Origin of the sequence: Pseudomonas fluorescens (assembly GCF_902497995.1) — a bacterium.
Taxonomy (GTDB): domain Bacteria; phylum Pseudomonadota; class Gammaproteobacteria; order Pseudomonadales; family Pseudomonadaceae; genus Aquipseudomonas; species Aquipseudomonas fluorescens_BK.
Genome location: NZ_CABVII010000007.1, coordinates 180,624 through 196,232 on the forward strand (window position 1 = coordinate 180,624; position 15,609 = coordinate 196,232).

The window sequence follows — 15,609 nt, forward strand, 5'->3', positions numbered from 1 at the left end:
TGTTGAACCACTTCCGTCTCTCTTCGCTGCTCAAGCATAGTCGATCATGCATGGACCCCGATGTCCGCGCACAACCCTTGTTCAAGGGCTGAACAGGACATCGTACGCTGTGTTTCGTCGCTGTATCGCATCATTACTGTGAACGTGCCCGAGGAGAAGACGTGGATTTCCGATTGAATGCTTTTCTTGAACGCGCCGATGCCGTGCTGGCCCGTATCGAACCGCTGCTGCCTGCACCCCGGCGAGCCATCGACTGGACGCACTGCCTGGCCGCACGCTGGCAACGCGAAGGGCGCAGCGGTTTTCTGCTGCCGCTGCAAGTCAGCCTCGACATGCGTTTGTCCGACCTGATCGGTGTCGATCGGCAGGTGGAGCAATTGGGGCGCAATACCCAACAGTTCCTCGATGGCATGCCGGCCAACCACGCCTTGCTCTGGGGCTCGCGCGGCACCGGAAAATCGTCCCTGGTGCGCGCCTTGCTGGCCGAACACGCCCAGGCGGGGCTGCGGCTGATCGAGATCGAACGCGATCACCTGGCGGACTTGCCACGGGTAGTCGAACAGATTGGCAAATTGCCCCAGCGCTTCGTGCTGTTCTGCGATGACCTGTCGTTCGAGGCGGGCGAAGGTGATTATCGCGTGCTCAAGAGTGTGCTCGACGGTTCTCTCGAACAGGCGCCGGATAATGTGTTGCTCTACGCGACCTCCAACCGCCGCCACCTGGTGCCGGAAAAGGAAAGCGATAACGAAAACTGGAAAAGGGTCGACGGCGAACTCCATCCCAGCGAGGCAGTGGAAGACAAGATTGCCCTGTCGGATCGTTTTGGCCTGTGGCTGTCGTTCTATCCGTTTACCCAGGACCACTTCCTCGACGTCGTCGAGCACTGGATTGGTCAACTGGCCGACAAGGCCGGCCTCAAGTGGCAGCGTGATGCAGCTCTGGACATCCTCGCCGTGCGCTGGGCCACGGGGCGGGGCAATCGCAACGGACGATGCGCCTATCAATTTGCCCGCTATTGGGTGGGGCTCAAGCTGTTGGAGCACAAGGCATGATCGATTTGCAAAGGAGCGGCCAGGGCCTCGAAGGCTACGGCATGCTGTGGGCGCAGCTGGAGTCATTGCTGGCGGATGAACGGGATTTCATTGCCAACGCCGCGCAGTTTTCGGCGTTCCTGTACAACCAGCTCGATGATTTGAACTGGGCCGGTTTCTACCTCAATCGCAATGAAGAGCTGGTGCTGGGTCCGTTTCAGGGGCAGATCGCCTGCGTGCGAATTGCGTTCGGTCGCGGTGTGTGCGGGACTGCGGCGGCGACCTTGCAAACCCAGTTGGTCGAAGACGTGCACGCGTTCCCGGGGCATATCGCCTGCGACAGCGCGTCCAATAGCGAGCTGGTGGTGCCGCTGGTCAAAAACGGCCGGTTGATCGGCGTGTTGGACCTCGACAGCCCGAAGCTCGCACGGTTTACTGCTGAAGATCAAGCCGGTATCGAACGACTGGCGGCGATTTTCCTGCGCCTGACCGACTGCTGATCATGGGTTCAAGCCTGCCTTGGCCAGCAGGCTTGAGGGGTTCACCGCGTCGATCTGGCCCGGCACTACCCTGGTCAGCCAGTCAAGCCTCCTTCATTGTGCTGTTGTCGTTTTGTCGAAGTTGCTGTTGCAGCGCCTGCTCCAATTCGAGCATGGCGCTGTCCATGGCTTTGCTGCATTCGGTGACTTTGGCGCGATTGAACACTTCATGGCAGGCGTTCTCCAGCGCCTCGCAGCTGTCGATCAAGCGGGAAGCCTGGACAATTCGGGCCGCGCCCTTGATTTTGTGGGCAATATCGAGGAATGACTGCCGATCCCCGGACCTGGACAATGCCAGCAGCGCTTGTCGGTCCAGCTGGTTGCTGTTGAACAGTTCAGTCAACAGTCGCTGTTCCAGGACCGGGTTGCCTCCCGTCAACTGGTGTAACCCTTTCAGGCTGAAGGCCGGATCGCGGACGGTGGGCTCGATGCCTTCAACCCATTGGCTCAACGCTGTCAGCGTCAGGGGCTTGAACAGGCAGTCGTCCATGCCCGCTTGTTTGCAGCGCTGAATTTCTTCCGGCTGTGCGTTGGCGGTGAACCCCAGGACGGTACAGGGTGGGCGTTGCGTGTGTTGTTCCTGTCGGCGAATGGCGCGGGCCAATTCGTAGCCGTTCATGATCGGCATGTTGCAATCGACAATCACCAGGTCGAACGTCTGTGCTGTCCACGCCTCGAATCCTGCTTCGCCATCCGCGGCGACACTGAATCGATGCCCCAGAAACTCAAGCTGCTGACACATGAGCAAGCGATTGGCCGGATGATCGTCGACCACCAGAACGTTCAGGGGAGACCTTGCGCAATGAATGGGCGCTTCAACAGCCTCAGGAAGCTGCTCGCGTGGCAGTGTTGCCAGGCACAGCGAAACCTGGACCCGGGTACCGACACCCGGCTGGCTGCTCAATTGCAGGCTGCCGCCCATCATCTCGCACAGACTGCGACTGATCACCAGGCCCAGCCCTGCGCCACCTCTGCTTGACCGTTCACAGTGATCGGCTTGGGCAAAGGGTTCGAACAACCGTTGCCGATCCTGTTCGCTGATGCCGATGCCACTGTCCTGGACGTGCAACAACATCCGGACGCGCTCGGGGTCGTCGGTGGGTTGCAGGTCCACGCTGATCCTGACCTGACCAAGCTCTGTGAACTTGATGGCGTTGCTGACCAGGTTGGACAACACCTGCTTGAAGCGCAACGGGTCCAATACGACATCGACCGGCGGGTTGGCAGGGTGAAACTCCAACAGCAGTTCAAGATTTTTCTGACGCGCCAGACCTTCGAAAATCCGTATCACCGATGTCACTATTTCTGCGGGATTGACGCGTTCCGGGCTCAGGCTCAGGCGCCCGGACTCGATCCGCGCGATATCGAGAATGTCTCCGATCAGTTCGAGCAGGTCTTTTGCCGAGTTGTACGCCACATCGATCGCCGGACGGTCCGGGTGCTGGTGATCGATACGCTTGAGCGTCAGTTCGAGCATGCCGATGACCGCGTTCATCGGCGTGCGAATCTCATGACTCATGGTCGCCAGAAACGTACTTTTGGCCCGGTTGGCTTCATCGGCCCGGTCTTTCGCACAGCGCAACTCATCGAACAGTTGCCGCCGCTCGCTGATGTCGATCCAGCCGCCAATGATGCCTCGCACTTCACCGCTTGAATCGCGGTAGGGGATAATCCAGTGGTAGATTGTCAGCCGGCGGCCACCGATGTGCAGCGGCCGGTCGAGAATCAGCGGTGTGCCTTCGGCCACGACGCGCTGGTAGTCGGCTTGATACTCCCGCGCTTCGAAAGCGTTGCTCATGTTGCCCTGCATGACGCTTTTGCCGATGACCTCTTCACGTTTCGCGCAAAAGGCTTCCAGGTAACTGTCGTTGCAGCTTTGCAGCAGCCCTTGACGATCGCGCACATAGATGGGATGCGGTGTCCCGTTGACCAGGGATCGCATGAATTCGAATTGATCGTTCAACGCTCGCTCGGCCGCCTGACGCTGCTTTATCTGTCGACGCATATAAGCGTTCCAGGCAACGGATATCAGCAGCAGCACGCCGGCGCCGATGACGATCTGAAAAAACAGTCGGTGATAGTTGCGCCAGGGATTTTGCGAGGTCGCCGAATAACCACGCCAGCGACTGTTGATGATGCCCAGTTCTTCCGGCGTGATGCTCAGCAGCGCCTTGTCGAGGATGGCGTTCAGCTCTCGGGCGTCCCGGCCGGTAGCCAGGGAAAATGCGGCTTGCCGGGTTCCGAGGGTGCTGCTGATCCGCAGTGTGTGCTCGAAAATCCGCGATGACAGGAAGTAGTTGGCAACCACCAGTGAGCTCACCGCACCCTGTGCCTTGCCTTCGGCCAGCAATTCCGCAGCGCTGAAGGTGTCCGGGGTTTCAATCAGCTCGATCTGCGGGAATTCGCGGCGCAAGTCATCCACCATTGGATTGCCTTGAGCGATGGCCAGGCGTTTGTTCTGAAATTGAGCAAGGCTTGTCGGGCCAGTGGCGGATTTTCGGGTCAGCAGGATGAAGGAGTTTTGCAGATACGGACGGGTGAAGCTCAGGTTCGCTTCACGTTGGGCGCTGGGGAGCAGGGCGGCGATCAGGTCGGCTTGCTGGTTGTTGACCTGCGCGATCATCTCGCCATCGCTGCGGCTGCGCCGGATGTCGAAGCGCAAACCTGTACGCAGCCTGATCAGTTCGAGCAGATCTGCGGTAATGCCTCGAAAGTTGCCGTCGTTGTCGAAAAACGTCAGCGGCGCAAAAGCTTCATTGACCACCACACGCACTACCGGGTGTTGCGCCAGCCAGCGTTCTTCGTTGTCACTGAGCTGCAATTTTTGATCGGTGAGCAAAATGTCACTGCCAGCACTCCAGCGCTTGGCAATGTTTTCTCGCTCGCTGGTGGGGACAGCCATCAGCATCGCATTGATAATCCCGAGCAGTTCGGGATTGTTCTTGTTCACGGCAAAGCTGAAACCCTGGGCTTCGTGTTTGCCGAAATTGGCCATGCGAATGTTGTTCAGATAGCCCTTGTTGATCATGTAGTGGGTTGAAATAGTATCGCCGAGGAAGACGTCAGCCTGGTCGAAAGCCACTGCATTGATCGCATTCTGGTAGGACGGATAGGACGTGATGATCGCCTTGGGATACACGGCCCTGACTTCCTCCAGTGGCAAATAGTGATACACCATGCTCAGCCGCAGACCGGCGAGACCATTGCTCAGGGACCGGCTTTCGTTTTCCCGGGTCACCAGCACCGGTTGATCCACGGCGTAGGGTTCGGACAGGACGATGTCGGCATTGTGAGCTTCGAACCCATTGGCGGTGCCGAGCAGGTCGACCTCGCCGTTTTCAAGTGCCTCGATCGCAGCTCCCCGGGACTCGAAGCGCTGGACCTTGATGGTCAAACCGGTGGACTTGCCCAGGATGCCGGCATAGTCGGCAGTGTAGCCTTCATACTCGTGACCGCTGAGGGTCAGATCAAAGGGCGGATAATCCGGGGCCGAAGTGCCGAGAATCAGTTCACGCTTGTTCTTGATCCATTGTCGTTGGGATTGATCCAGTTGCACTTCCAGGTGTCCGGCCGATGAACGACTGAGCAGCGTGAGATTTTTGCTGGAGGTCTGTGCAGCGGGCACCGAGGTGCTCAGGCTTAAACCAGCGGCGATGAGTATCAGATAGTCCTTTATGCGGCTGGGCATCCGGCTTCTCACACTAACGCGTTACGTTTTGCCATCTCGATGAGTTCAACCAGGGATTTGGCCTTGAGTTTTTGCATGAGTCGTTTTTTATAGGTGCTGACCGTCTTGTTGCTCAGGAACATGCCTTTGGCAATTTCCTTATTGGAGCGGCCTTGGGCAAAGAGTTGCAATACCATCAGTTCGCGATCGTTGACTGCCTTGAATAACTCCAGGTCGGCATAAAGCGCATCATCGCCACGAACAGGGTTCAGGGCCTGGCTCGGATAATAGTTGTAACCTGACAATACCGCTTTGATGGCGCTGACCAGTTCACTCAGCTCCTCCTGTTTGCACACATACCCGGAGGCGCCGGATTGCATGCAGCGAATACCGAACAGTTTCGGGCATTGGCCCGTTAGTACCAGTGTTTTTATCGGAGTACACATTTGGTTGAAACGAGCGAGAACTTCCAGTCCGTCCAGTTTGGGAATACTGATATCGAGAATGACCAGGTCAGGCATGCATTCGCGAACCATCTGCATGGCATCGACCCCGTTATCCGTTTCGCCGATGACGTTATAACCTTCATGTTCGAGCAGCATTCGGATGGCAAGACGGATGACAGGGTGATCGTCGACGATAAAAACGGAGTTCATAATCAAATCCCATACGAGCGCGAGTAAAGCGCGCACCTTAGCCCAGATAGTTGAGGTGACGCATGAACTGACGTACCTGCTGCAGCAATCTAGGAAGATTCCTACAGGTAAAAAAGATTAGGACTACGTATCAACTGGATTTTTTGTGGAGATGGTGACAATGGCGGATGTTTAGACGAGGTATCTGAACTTCTGTTTCGGAAGTTTCAAATTGTGTTTCAGTCGGGGTTTTAGTGTCTGGATTTCAACTTTGTTTAGCGTGAGGCCAAGGTCAACAAATTTAGAAATTCGGATTGTTTCAACGGCTTGATCAGATAGCCCAATAATGGCAGCCGATGTTCGTTGGCCAATTGTTTTAATCCGTCCAGTTCAGCGGCTGTCAGGCTGCTTAGAAGTATGGCTTGCCTGATCATTCCCCGGTGACTGGCGTACTCGATCAACTCGAGGCCGGGAAGGTCGGGCAGGCATTGATCGCATAGAAGAATATCGAAGGGTTGCGCAGCCTTGAACATATGTTGCATCGCGCCTTCGGCACTGTCGGCGGGGGTCAATTGAGTGAAGCCGTAACTCTCAAGCAGGCACTGGGTCGCCCTGAGCTGAAAAGGGTGATCTTCTACCAGCAGGATGCGCAGATCGTCTTCGAACATAGGATTACTCACGCTTCATCTGTCGAGTACAGTGGAGTGTGATTATTGAGCGAGAATCCCGGATAGACGATCAGTACACTTACCACGAGCTGTAGGGGGATTCAGCGAGCGTTGAATGTACTTGGATTTTCAAGCGTTGATCAGCCATTTCGGGTGGTGAAATGGCCGATCAACGGTTGCTGTCAATGGTTGGAGCGACCGGTCATTTCCAATGCCATGTCACTGGCATAGCTGTCGGTCATGCCCGCGATGAAATCGATCATGCGCAGAAACGAAGTGTGCAAGGGACCGCAGGGATCGGGCGCATTGTTACCCAACAGATCGAGGATGCGCCGGCTCTTGAAGGAAGGCGTGCGACCGGCATGCTGTTCCAGTGCGGCGCCGCAGAAGGCATTGAGCAGGATTTCCAGCGTGGTGTAGGCGCCGATTTCGTGCAGGGTCTTGCGCTTGTCCTGGAAGATCTTTTTGCGCGCCATGTCCTTGGCATTCAACACGCATCGCTTGGCGGGGCCATGCATGTGCTCCACCAGATCGCCGGGCAGCAGGCCCGCCAGCAACGCGTCCTGTTGCTCGACGAAGGCGCGGGCCGCGGCATTGGTCAGATGTTCAATGGCTTTGCCGCGCAGGATCGCCAGTTTGCGCCGGCGCGAGTCCTGCGGACCGAGCTGGCGATAGGTTTCCGGCAAATCGTCACCCACCAGGTCCAGCAGCAGCGATTCGACTTCGGCATACTCGAGCAACTCCATCTCCAGGCCGTCTTCCAGGTCGATGAGCGCGTAGCAGATGTCATCGGCGGCCTCCATCAGGTATACCAGCGGGTGACGCGCCCAGCGCTGTTCCTCGAGTTGCGGCAGGCCGAGTTTATGGGCGATCTGCTCCAGCAGCGGCAATTCACTTTGATAGCAGCCGAACTTGTGCTTCTTGTAGCCCAGTGAGTCCGCGTGTTTTGCCGTCCATGGATACTTCAGATAAGTACCCAGGGTGGCGTAGGTCAGTCGGGTGCCGCCGTCGAACTGGTGATATTCCAGCTGCGTAAGGACCCGGAAGCCTTGGGCATTGCCTTCGAAATTGAGGAAGTCATCGCGTTCGACTTCGCTCATGGCATCCAGCCAGCCACGGCCGGCGGCTTGTTGGAACCAGTGCCTGATGGCGTCTTCGCCGGAGTGGCCGAAGGGCGGGTTGCCGATGTCGTGGGCCAGGCAGGCCGATTGCACGATCATCCCCAGGTCACTGGGTTCGCACCAGTCGGGCAGGGCTCCGCGGATGGTTTCACCGACGCGCATGCCCAGCGAGCGGCCGACGCAACTGACTTCCAGCGAGTGGGTCAGGCGTGTGTGGATGTGATCGTTACTGGAGACTGGATGAACCTGCGTCTTGCGCCCGAGGCGGCGAAACGCTCCCGAAAAAATGATGCGGTCGTGGTCTTTGTGGAAAGGGCTGCGGCCGAGTTCTTCCGGGCTGTGCAGTGGCTTTCCGAGGCGTTCGCGAGTAAGCAAGGTTTGCCAATCCAAGGCTGGTGCTCTCCGTCAGGTGACTGAATCCTTAAGCTTCCGGGTTCGCGCCTTGGCCTGCAAGGGGAAAACACGCACACACCTGTAGGCCCACGGCTTGCCGGCGATGACGGCGTGTCAGGCACTGCACTGTCGAAAGACCCGAGACCGGGGAGGCACGCCGGGATGAACCCCTCGATAAAGAGGTTCATTCCGGTGACGTTGCAAGCATGCAGCCAGAGGGTGGCCTAGTGGTTGCGCGAGGAGCCTTGCATGACCAGCTTGATCAGCGGGCCCAGCGTGGTCCCCAGCCGAACCAGTCGGGTCAGGCTGCTGGCGCCGCCACTCCTGGCGCCCTTGCCGGTCAGAAAACCCAGCAAGGTCACGGCCGCCACGCCCCAGAGCGGGGCGTGTTTAATGCCGAAGCCGTCATGCAGGTTTTGCGTCATCCCGCGCACACGCTGCAAGGGTTGCAGCAGTTGCGCGGATTCGTGGCGGATTTCCTGGCGATGCATTTCCATGCGCAGGCGGATCAAGGCCTTGCGCATTTCCGTGCGCGAGTTGTTTTGAGGCAATGCAGGCAGGCTCATGGCAGCAGGCGCTCCCGATCATTGGCCAATTCTTCCAGCGTGCCGTGAAAAGGCGAGGACTCATCGAAAATCGCCGCTCTCAACCGCATGCCACAGAAAACGCACGCGAGGGAATAGAACACGCAGAGCCCGCTGATGGCCGGCAGGCGATAGGTGTCCCAAAACAGGATCAACACCAGCGTCGACAAGCCCACCAGCAACAGCAAGGCAAACACCAGCGCCAGGCCGGCGAACAGCAACAGGCTGACGGTGCGGGCCTTTTGTTCCTGCAATTCGATGCCGAACAGTTCGACATGGCTGTGCAGCAATCCAAGAAAAGCGGCACCCAGGCGCCGCGGTGAGGAGCTTGGGCCCGTCGCGGACGAGCCGGATTCGCCGATCGCCATAATCAGCGCCGAGTGGCCAGCAGGCCAATCAGGAAGCCCACGCCAGCCGCTATTCCCACTGACTGCCATGGGTTGGCCTGAACATAGTCTTCGGTCGCGGTTACGGCGGCCTTGCCGCGTTCGCGCAGGGAGTCTTCAGTCAGTTTCAAGGTTTCCCGGGCACGCAGCAGGCTGTCGTGGATTTGCGAGCGCAATTCATCGGCCTGATCCCCTGCCAGCGTCGCCGTGTGTTCCAGCAACCGCTCGGTGTCGCTGACCAGTGTTTGAAAGTCATTCATCAGAATTTCTTGAGCAGTCTTTGCCTTGATGCTGGCCATGGGTGGATCTCCGTAAGTGGCGTCTGTTGCGTTCGAGTATGAGCCTTGCGTGAAGGTTCAGTACAAATGACTGGTACAACTTTTGCTACGTCGTGGTGCGTCCCGCCAGCACCGTTGCGCTGTTGCCGGGCATGATTCGAGCAAAACCTTATCTCAAATAAAGAAAACTCGCGCAAAGGCTCCAACCTTGTGCGCCAAAGTGGCTCATCGGATCCCTGTGCCGACCCAGGAAGGTTGCAACTTGGTGCATGAATTGTCTGTGCGAACTGCTTTGGTGCTTTTTTAGCCTTCAGGTCTGCCAATCCATGGAAAATCTGCAAAGCGCTGTGGACAGTCTGATCCATAGCTCCAACACATTGTTCATTCTCGGCGGCGCGATCATGGTGCTGGCCATGCACGCCGGTTTTGCCTTTCTGGAAGTCGGCACGGTCCGACAAAAGAATCAGGTCAACGCCCTGTCGAAGATCCTCAGCGACTTCGCGATTTCGACCTTGGCCTACTTCTTTATAGGCTATTGGATTTCCTATGGGGTCAGCTTCATGCAACCGGCGGCGGTGATCAATGCCGATCATGGCTACGGATTGGTGAAGTTTTTCTTTCTGCTGACGTTTGCCGCGGCGATTCCGGCGATCATTTCCGGCGGGATCGCCGAGCGAGCCCGGTTCGTCCCGCAGTTGTGCGCGACGGCCTTGATCGTAGCGTTCATTTATCCGTTTTTCGAAGGCATGATCTGGAACGGCAACTTTGGCTTGCAAGCCTGGTTGCTGGAACGCTTTGGCGCCAGCTTCCATGATTTCGCAGGCTCGGTGGTGGTCCACGCCATGGGGGGCTGGCTGGCACTGGCGGCGGTGGTGTTGCTCGGGCCACGCAATGGTCGTTATCGCGACGGAAAACTGGTCGCGTTCGCCCCCTCGAGCATTCCTTTCCTGGCATTGGGGTCGTGGATCCTGATCGTCGGCTGGTTCGGTTTCAACGTGATGAGTGCGCAAACCCTGCAAGGTATCAGCGGGCTGGTGGCGGTGAATTCGCTGATGGCCATGGTCGGTGGCACCGTGGCCGCGCTGATCGTCGGGCGCAATGACCCCGGCTTTCTGCATAACGGCCCGCTGGCCGGGTTGGTGGCGATCTGCGCCGGCTCCGACCTGATGCACCCGGTGGGTGCGCTGGTGACCGGTGCCGTCGCCGGTGCGCTGTTTGTCTGGTGCTTTACCGCGGCCCAGGGCAAATGGCACATCGACGATGTCCTGGGTGTGTGGCCCTTGCATGGCCTGTGCGGCGTCTGGGGCGGAATCGCCTGCGGCATTTTCGGCCAGGGCGCGTTGGGTGGTCTGGGCGGGGTAAGCCTGGTCAGCCAATTGATCGGCACCGCGCTGGGCGTGGTGGTGGCGCTGGTCGGTGGCTTTGTCGTGTATGGCGTGATCAAGGCGTTCCATGGTTTGCGCCTGAGTCAGGAAGAAGAGTATTACGGCGCGGACTTGTCGGTGCACAAGATCGGCGCTGTCAGCCAGGACTGAGTCACTGCGCGTCATCGTCTGCACCGGGATAAAACCCGTGCAGCAGGCGATAGCGGTCTTGCCGAATCCGGTCGGCCTGCTCCTGTACCTGATGCGCGGGTAATCCCAGCATGATCAGCGCGTGGGAGGCGAGCATCAGGCTCGACTCCAGCAGTTCGGGCACGACTTCGCTGGCTCCGGATGCTTTCAACTCGGCCAGTTGGCTGTCGTCGCGCGTGCGCACCAGTATCGGCACGGTCGCGTTGAGTCGCCGCGCTTGCTTGAGGATCAGTAAAGCGATGTCGGTCTGATCCACCGCGATCACCAGCAGCCTGGCGCGCTCCAGCCCTATGGCGACCAGCAGTTCACCGCGGCGTGAGTCGCCATAATGCACACAGGTTTCACCCACGGCGGCTTCCTGGACACGCATCGGATCAGCATCCAGTGCGATATAGGGTTGCTGCGCATTGCGCAGTGCGCGTCCGATTGACTGGCCTACACGACCATAGCCACAGATCACTACATGGTTATGCAAGTCGGCGTTGAGTGCGCTGATTTCCTCGAGTTTCGCTTCTTCATTGGGCTTGCGGTGCAGGCGTGTCGCAAGGTGAGGCGCGGCGCGCAATAACAACGGCGTGACGAGCATCGAACAGAAGGTTGCCGCCAGCAGCAGGCCGCCAAAATCGGCGGGCAGCAGTTTGTCCTGCTGCATCTGTGCCATCAGCGCAAAGCAGAACTCGCCACCCTGGGCCAATGCCAGTCCGCTGCGCCAGGCGGTTTCGCCATCGCTGCCACGCCATTTGACCAGTAGCGCAACGACGCTGCCCTTGAGCAGCAACAACCCCAGGGTCAGGCCGAGAATCAGCAGGCCGTGGCTGGCGAACAACTGCAAGTCGATCAGCATGCCGATACTGACAAAGAACACGCCGAGCAGGATGTCGCGGAAGGGGCGGATGTCGGCCTCGATCTGATGCCGGTAGTGGCTTTCCCCCAACAACATGCCGGCCAGAAATGCACCCAGGGCAGGGGAGAGGCCGAGCAGGTGAGTCAACCAGGCCGTCAGCAGCACGATGACCAGCGCCAGCAGCACGAATAGCTCGGCGGAGCGGGCCGCCGCTACTTCATGGAACAGCCGCGGCAGTATCCAGCGACTGGCCAGCAGCAGACCGACGAACAGCACCACGGTCTTGCCCAGCGTCAGTGGCAGCGCCCAGTACCAGGCCTGGTCGCTGCTGCCGGCGAACACGGGCACCATCGTCAGCAGCAACACCGCCACCACATCCTGGAACAGCAGAACGGCGATGGCATTCTGGCCGTGGCTGCTGAAAATCTCGCCGAGACTGCCCAGCTCCTTGCTGACGATGGCGGTGGAGGACAAGGACAAGCCGGCGCCGAGTAACAACGCAGGCGTGGTCGAGATGCCGAGCAACATCAGAAAACCACCCAGCAACATTGCGGTGCCGAGCACCTGCAGGCTGCCGAGGCCAAACACCACTTGGCGCAACGCGAGCATTTTCGTCAGGGAAAACTCCAGCCCGAGGGAGAACAGCAGGAAAACCACCCCCAGTTCGGCGAGGTCCGGCAAGTCTTCGTTTTCATTGACCCAATTGAATGCGGACGGCCCGATCATCAGCCCCACGCACAGGTAGCCGAGCACCGGCGGCAAGCGCAGGCGCTGGAACAGGGCAATCACCACCAGGGAGGCGGCGAAGATGATCAACAGGTTGGCGAACACAGGAAACTCCAGGTATGGGCGCCGGCTATTCAAGCGTAGAGGCAAAAAAACCTGAGCATCGCGTAAAAGGCATTCGGTGCGACTGATGTGCGTCAGGGTTTTGCCGCAGTCGTAGCCGAGCATTCTCCAGGGCAGCCAATTCAATGGCTCGACGACTTTTCAGGGCAGGCCTAGAATAGTCACTTAATTTTTCGGTTGAGCGCTCATGCTTCCTGAATGTCAGCTGTTCGGCACCTTGGGGTGCCATCTTTGTGAAGTGGCCGAAGCCATGCTGATGGAATTCGTCGAGCGCGGTCTGCTGGTGGAGCTGGTGGATATCGCTGAAGACGAAACATGGTTCGAAGCCTACAGTTTGCGAATCCCGGTGTTACGGCGGGTCGATACCGGCGCCGAGTTGGCCTGGCCATTCAGTTCCGAACAGGTGGTAGCACTCCTGCGTTGACCGGACGCTATCGGCGACGGCCCACCCGTCGCCGTTCTCGTTTCAACGGCTTGAGAATTCTCTTCTAGGTTCGATCCGGCTGCTGTCGGATAATGCCGCCCTGTATCGAGGGTCAGAACGTTCGTATGTCCACTTCAACTTTTTCTGCCGCACACAATCAGGCCAGCACGCTCTACTTGCCGCCGGGTCCGTGGCAGACCGTGTTCGATTGCCTGTGTGAACACTTCAGCGCCATTGGCCGTGAACAATGGCTGGACAGAATCGCCCGTGGGCGCGTCCTCGACGGGCATGGCGCACCGATCACCCTCGATCTGCCTTACAAGGAAGGCCTGCGGATTCACTATTTTCGAGAGGTGCCGGACGAAAAGCCGATCCCGGTGGTCGAGTCGATCCTGTACGCGGACGACCATCTGGTGGTGGCGGACAAACCGCATTTCCTGCCAGTGACGCCGGCCGGCGAATACGTGGAGCAGACCCTGCTGCGACGGTTGATTCGCCGCCTGGATAACCCGCATCTGGTGCCATTGCACCGCATTGACCGGCATACGGCGGGGCTGGTGCTGTTTTCAGCCAACCCTCGGAGCCGGTCGGCGTATCAGTCGTTGTTTCCCGCGCGGCAGATCGAAAAGCGCTACGAGGCGATTGCCAGGGCATTGCCTGATCTCTCCTTTCCACTGGTGCACAAGAGCCGGCTCATCGATGGCGAGCCTTTTTTCCGCATGCAGGAAGGTCCTGGAGCCAGCAACACCGAGACGGCGGTCGAGGTCCGGGAGATGAACGGTGATCTGTGGCGGTATGCGCTGTACCCGGTGACGGGCAAGAAACATCAGTTGCGCGTGCACATGACCGCCCTGGGCGCGAGCATCTGCAACGACCCCTTCTATCCTCAGGTGCTCAAGGACGTCGTGGATGACTATGCCAATCCCTTGAAGCTGCTCGCCCAGGGGCTGAAGTTTGTCGATCCGGTGAGCGGGCAGGAAAGAAACTTCGAAAGCGCGATCACGTTGCAGTGGTGAGCACTGTTCTTCGGTCACGAAAAAGCCCGCTTGGAGCGGGCTTTGTGTCTCCGGTCGTCACCGCAACAATTACAACTCCTTGACGGTACGAACCTGATCCTTGTTGACGCGGTTATGCTTGCCATCCAGTTGTTCGAATTCGTAGAAACCTGATTCGTCATCGTATGTTGGTGCGTCGACGGCCTGGATTTCGCGACCGTCATTCAAGGTGATCACTGTAGGCGAGGCGCAACCGGCGAGGGTGGCGAGGCCCAGTGCGAGCATGAAAGTGGCAAGGGTCCGTTGAGTCATGAGTGTGTCTCCGAATTTGAATTCTTTTGGTTACGGTGCTTGAGACGTATACAGCGAGTGCAAGTTCCATGGCTAATGTCAGTCTGACACAGTGTTGTGGCTACTTAACAGTTGCGGGGTATTGAGGTTGGCCAGGCGAGGGTCATGGTCGGGGCATTGCAGGGCAGTGGCCCCCAGCTTGCGCATGAGACGACCCGGGCTGCGTTCACCGTCGTGCCAGGCACGTTCAAACGCGTTGGAAAGTGCCACGGGAATGATGCACAGCAAGGGCTCCCAATGTTCGCCCTGGCGCAGCATCAACGGTTTGTCCGGATGCTGGCTGGCGGTTTCGCGCATGCTCTGGAGCAACGCGGTATCGATGCGGGGGACGTCACACGGCAATATCATCAGCTGCGCATGCCTGGCGGCCTTCAGGCCTGCCCGGATACCGGCCAAAGGCCCCGGAAAGTCCCCTTCGTCGTCATGGACCAGCCGGTCGGCGTAGGGTGCGTACTGTTCCGGGTTCCTGTTGCAGGAGATGATCAGGTCATCGCTCAATGCGCGGGTCTTGCGGTGCAGATGAGCAATCAGTGGTTCACCGTGCCACTCCAGCAAGCCTTTGTCCTGACCGCCCATGCGTTGGCCGCGCCCACCTGCCAGGAGCAGAATGGAGCAGGGCGGCAAATCCATAGTCGAAGTCATGGCAGGTCTCCCTGGGGGCGGCAAAAAAATAAGGTGCTGTGATATAACACCGGGCTGTTTCTCCTACAACTGGACGAGCCTATGAAAGCCAAGGCTGAAGTACCCTTTGCGCCGCTCAACATCGCGGTGCTGACTGTCAGCGATACCCGTAACCTGGAAACCGATACGTCAGGCCAGCTCTTCGTCGACCGCCTGGCTGCCGCCGGCCATCACCTGGCGGCCCGGGTATTGCTCAAAGATGACCTCTACAAAATTCGGGCGCAAGTCGCCCAGTGGATTGCCGACGATGTCGTGCAGGTCGTGCTGATCACCGGTGGCACCGGTTTTACCGGACGCGACAGCACCCCTGAAGCCGTGGGTTGCCTGCTGGACAAGCAGGTCGACGGCTTTGGTGAGCTGTTCCGGCAGATATCGGTGGCCGATATCGGCACCTCGACCGTGCAGTCCCGGGCCCTGGCCGGTCTGGCCAATGGCACGCTGGTCTGCTGCTTGCCCGGTTCGACCAATGCCGTACGCACCGGTTGGGACGGCATTCTCGCCGAGCAGCTGGATTCGCGGCACCGTCCGTGCAATTTCGTGCCTCATTTGAAACAGGCGGCACCCTGTGAATCCCGTGGGTAAGCCAGGC

16 protein-coding genes are annotated in these 15,609 nt (G+C 58.7%); 6 read left to right on the plus strand and 10 right to left on the minus strand.

Annotation, left to right across the window (positions count from 1 at the left end; all coding sequences use genetic code 11):
- The first annotated feature begins 161 nt into the window (after positions 1-161).
- A complete protein-coding gene (locus tag F8N80_RS11010) occupies positions 162-1,052 on the plus strand; it encodes an ATP-binding protein (RefSeq protein ID WP_150744491.1) in 891 nt (296 codons plus the stop codon).
- A complete protein-coding gene (locus F8N80_RS11015; protein WP_150783850.1) occupies positions 1,049-1,531 on the plus strand; it encodes a GAF domain-containing protein in 483 nt (160 codons plus the stop codon). The genes F8N80_RS11010 and F8N80_RS11015 overlap by 4 nt, the downstream gene beginning before the upstream one ends.
- A gap of 82 nt (positions 1,532-1,613) precedes the next feature.
- On the opposite strand, the gene F8N80_RS11020 is transcribed toward F8N80_RS11015, so the two are convergent.
- From F8N80_RS11020 to F8N80_RS11050, 7 genes are all read right to left on the minus strand, one after another.
- Positions 1,614-5,258: a transporter substrate-binding domain-containing protein gene (locus F8N80_RS11020; protein WP_150783851.1), complete on the minus strand. Its 3,645-nt coding sequence runs from the start codon at positions 5,256-5,258 to the stop codon at positions 1,614-1,616.
- An 8-nt stretch (positions 5,259-5,266) separates the two neighbouring features.
- Positions 5,267-5,893, minus strand: coding sequence for a response regulator transcription factor (locus F8N80_RS11025; RefSeq protein ID WP_150744493.1), 627 nt, complete (start codon positions 5,891-5,893; stop codon positions 5,267-5,269).
- A gap of 254 nt (positions 5,894-6,147) precedes the next feature.
- Positions 6,148-6,540 carry a response regulator gene (locus F8N80_RS11030; RefSeq protein WP_150744520.1) on the minus strand — a complete coding sequence of 131 codons (393 nt, stop codon included), beginning with the start codon at positions 6,538-6,540 and terminating at the stop codon, positions 6,148-6,150.
- 182 nt (positions 6,541-6,722) lie between these two features.
- Positions 6,723-8,051 carry a deoxyguanosinetriphosphate triphosphohydrolase gene (locus F8N80_RS11035; protein WP_150783852.1) on the minus strand — a complete coding sequence of 443 codons (1,329 nt, stop codon included), beginning with the start codon at positions 8,049-8,051 and terminating at the stop codon, positions 6,723-6,725.
- Between the two features lie 227 nt (positions 8,052-8,278).
- On the minus strand, positions 8,279-8,620 hold the full coding sequence (locus F8N80_RS11040) for a hypothetical protein (RefSeq protein ID WP_150744495.1): 342 nt from the start codon (positions 8,618-8,620) through the stop codon (positions 8,279-8,281).
- A complete protein-coding gene (locus tag F8N80_RS11045) occupies positions 8,617-9,006 on the minus strand; it encodes a phage holin family protein (protein WP_150744496.1) in 390 nt (129 codons plus the stop codon). Before F8N80_RS11045 ends, F8N80_RS11040 begins: the two co-directional genes overlap by 4 nt.
- Before the next feature lie 2 nt (positions 9,007-9,008).
- A complete protein-coding gene (locus F8N80_RS11050) occupies positions 9,009-9,323 on the minus strand; it encodes a DUF883 family protein (protein ID WP_128871571.1) in 315 nt (104 codons plus the stop codon).
- Between the two features lie 305 nt (positions 9,324-9,628).
- Here F8N80_RS11050 and F8N80_RS11055 point away from each other — a divergent pair, with 305 nt between their 5' ends.
- Positions 9,629-10,837 carry an ammonium transporter gene (locus F8N80_RS11055; RefSeq protein WP_150744497.1) on the plus strand — a complete coding sequence of 403 codons (1,209 nt, stop codon included), beginning with the start codon at positions 9,629-9,631 and terminating at the stop codon, positions 10,835-10,837.
- Between the two features lies 1 nt (position 10,838).
- On the opposite strand, the gene F8N80_RS11060 is transcribed toward F8N80_RS11055, so the two are convergent.
- On the minus strand, positions 10,839-12,551 hold the full coding sequence (locus F8N80_RS11060) for a cation:proton antiporter (protein ID WP_150744498.1): 1,713 nt from the start codon (positions 12,549-12,551) through the stop codon (positions 10,839-10,841).
- Positions 12,552-12,756: 205 nt separating this feature from the next.
- Here F8N80_RS11060 and F8N80_RS11065 point away from each other — a divergent pair, with 205 nt between their 5' ends.
- Positions 12,757-12,993 carry a glutaredoxin family protein gene (locus F8N80_RS11065; protein ID WP_150744499.1) on the plus strand — a complete coding sequence of 79 codons (237 nt, stop codon included), beginning with the start codon at positions 12,757-12,759 and terminating at the stop codon, positions 12,991-12,993.
- Positions 12,994-13,118: 125 nt separating this feature from the next.
- The gene (locus F8N80_RS11070; protein WP_150783853.1) at positions 13,119-14,009 is read left to right on the plus strand and encodes a pseudouridine synthase; all 891 of its coding nucleotides are present in this window, start codon (positions 13,119-13,121) and stop codon (positions 14,007-14,009) included.
- A 69-nt stretch (positions 14,010-14,078) separates the two neighbouring features.
- Here F8N80_RS11070 and F8N80_RS11075 read toward each other — a convergent pair whose 3' ends face one another.
- Together F8N80_RS11075 and mobA are read right to left on the minus strand one after the other, a co-directional pair.
- Positions 14,079-14,300 (minus strand): YgdI/YgdR family lipoprotein, encoded by a 222-nt coding sequence (locus F8N80_RS11075; protein ID WP_138964868.1) that lies wholly within the window; start codon positions 14,298-14,300, stop codon positions 14,079-14,081.
- Positions 14,301-14,378: 78 nt separating this feature from the next.
- Entirely contained in the window at positions 14,379-14,981 is a 603-nt protein-coding gene (gene mobA / locus F8N80_RS11080) for a molybdenum cofactor guanylyltransferase MobA (protein WP_150744501.1), read from the minus strand.
- 81 nt (positions 14,982-15,062) lie between these two features.
- Here mobA and moaB point away from each other — a divergent pair, with 81 nt between their 5' ends.
- Positions 15,063-15,602 (plus strand): molybdenum cofactor biosynthesis protein B, encoded by a 540-nt coding sequence (gene moaB, locus F8N80_RS11085; RefSeq protein ID WP_150744502.1) that lies wholly within the window; start codon positions 15,063-15,065, stop codon positions 15,600-15,602.
- Positions 15,603-15,609 lie beyond the last annotated feature (7 nt).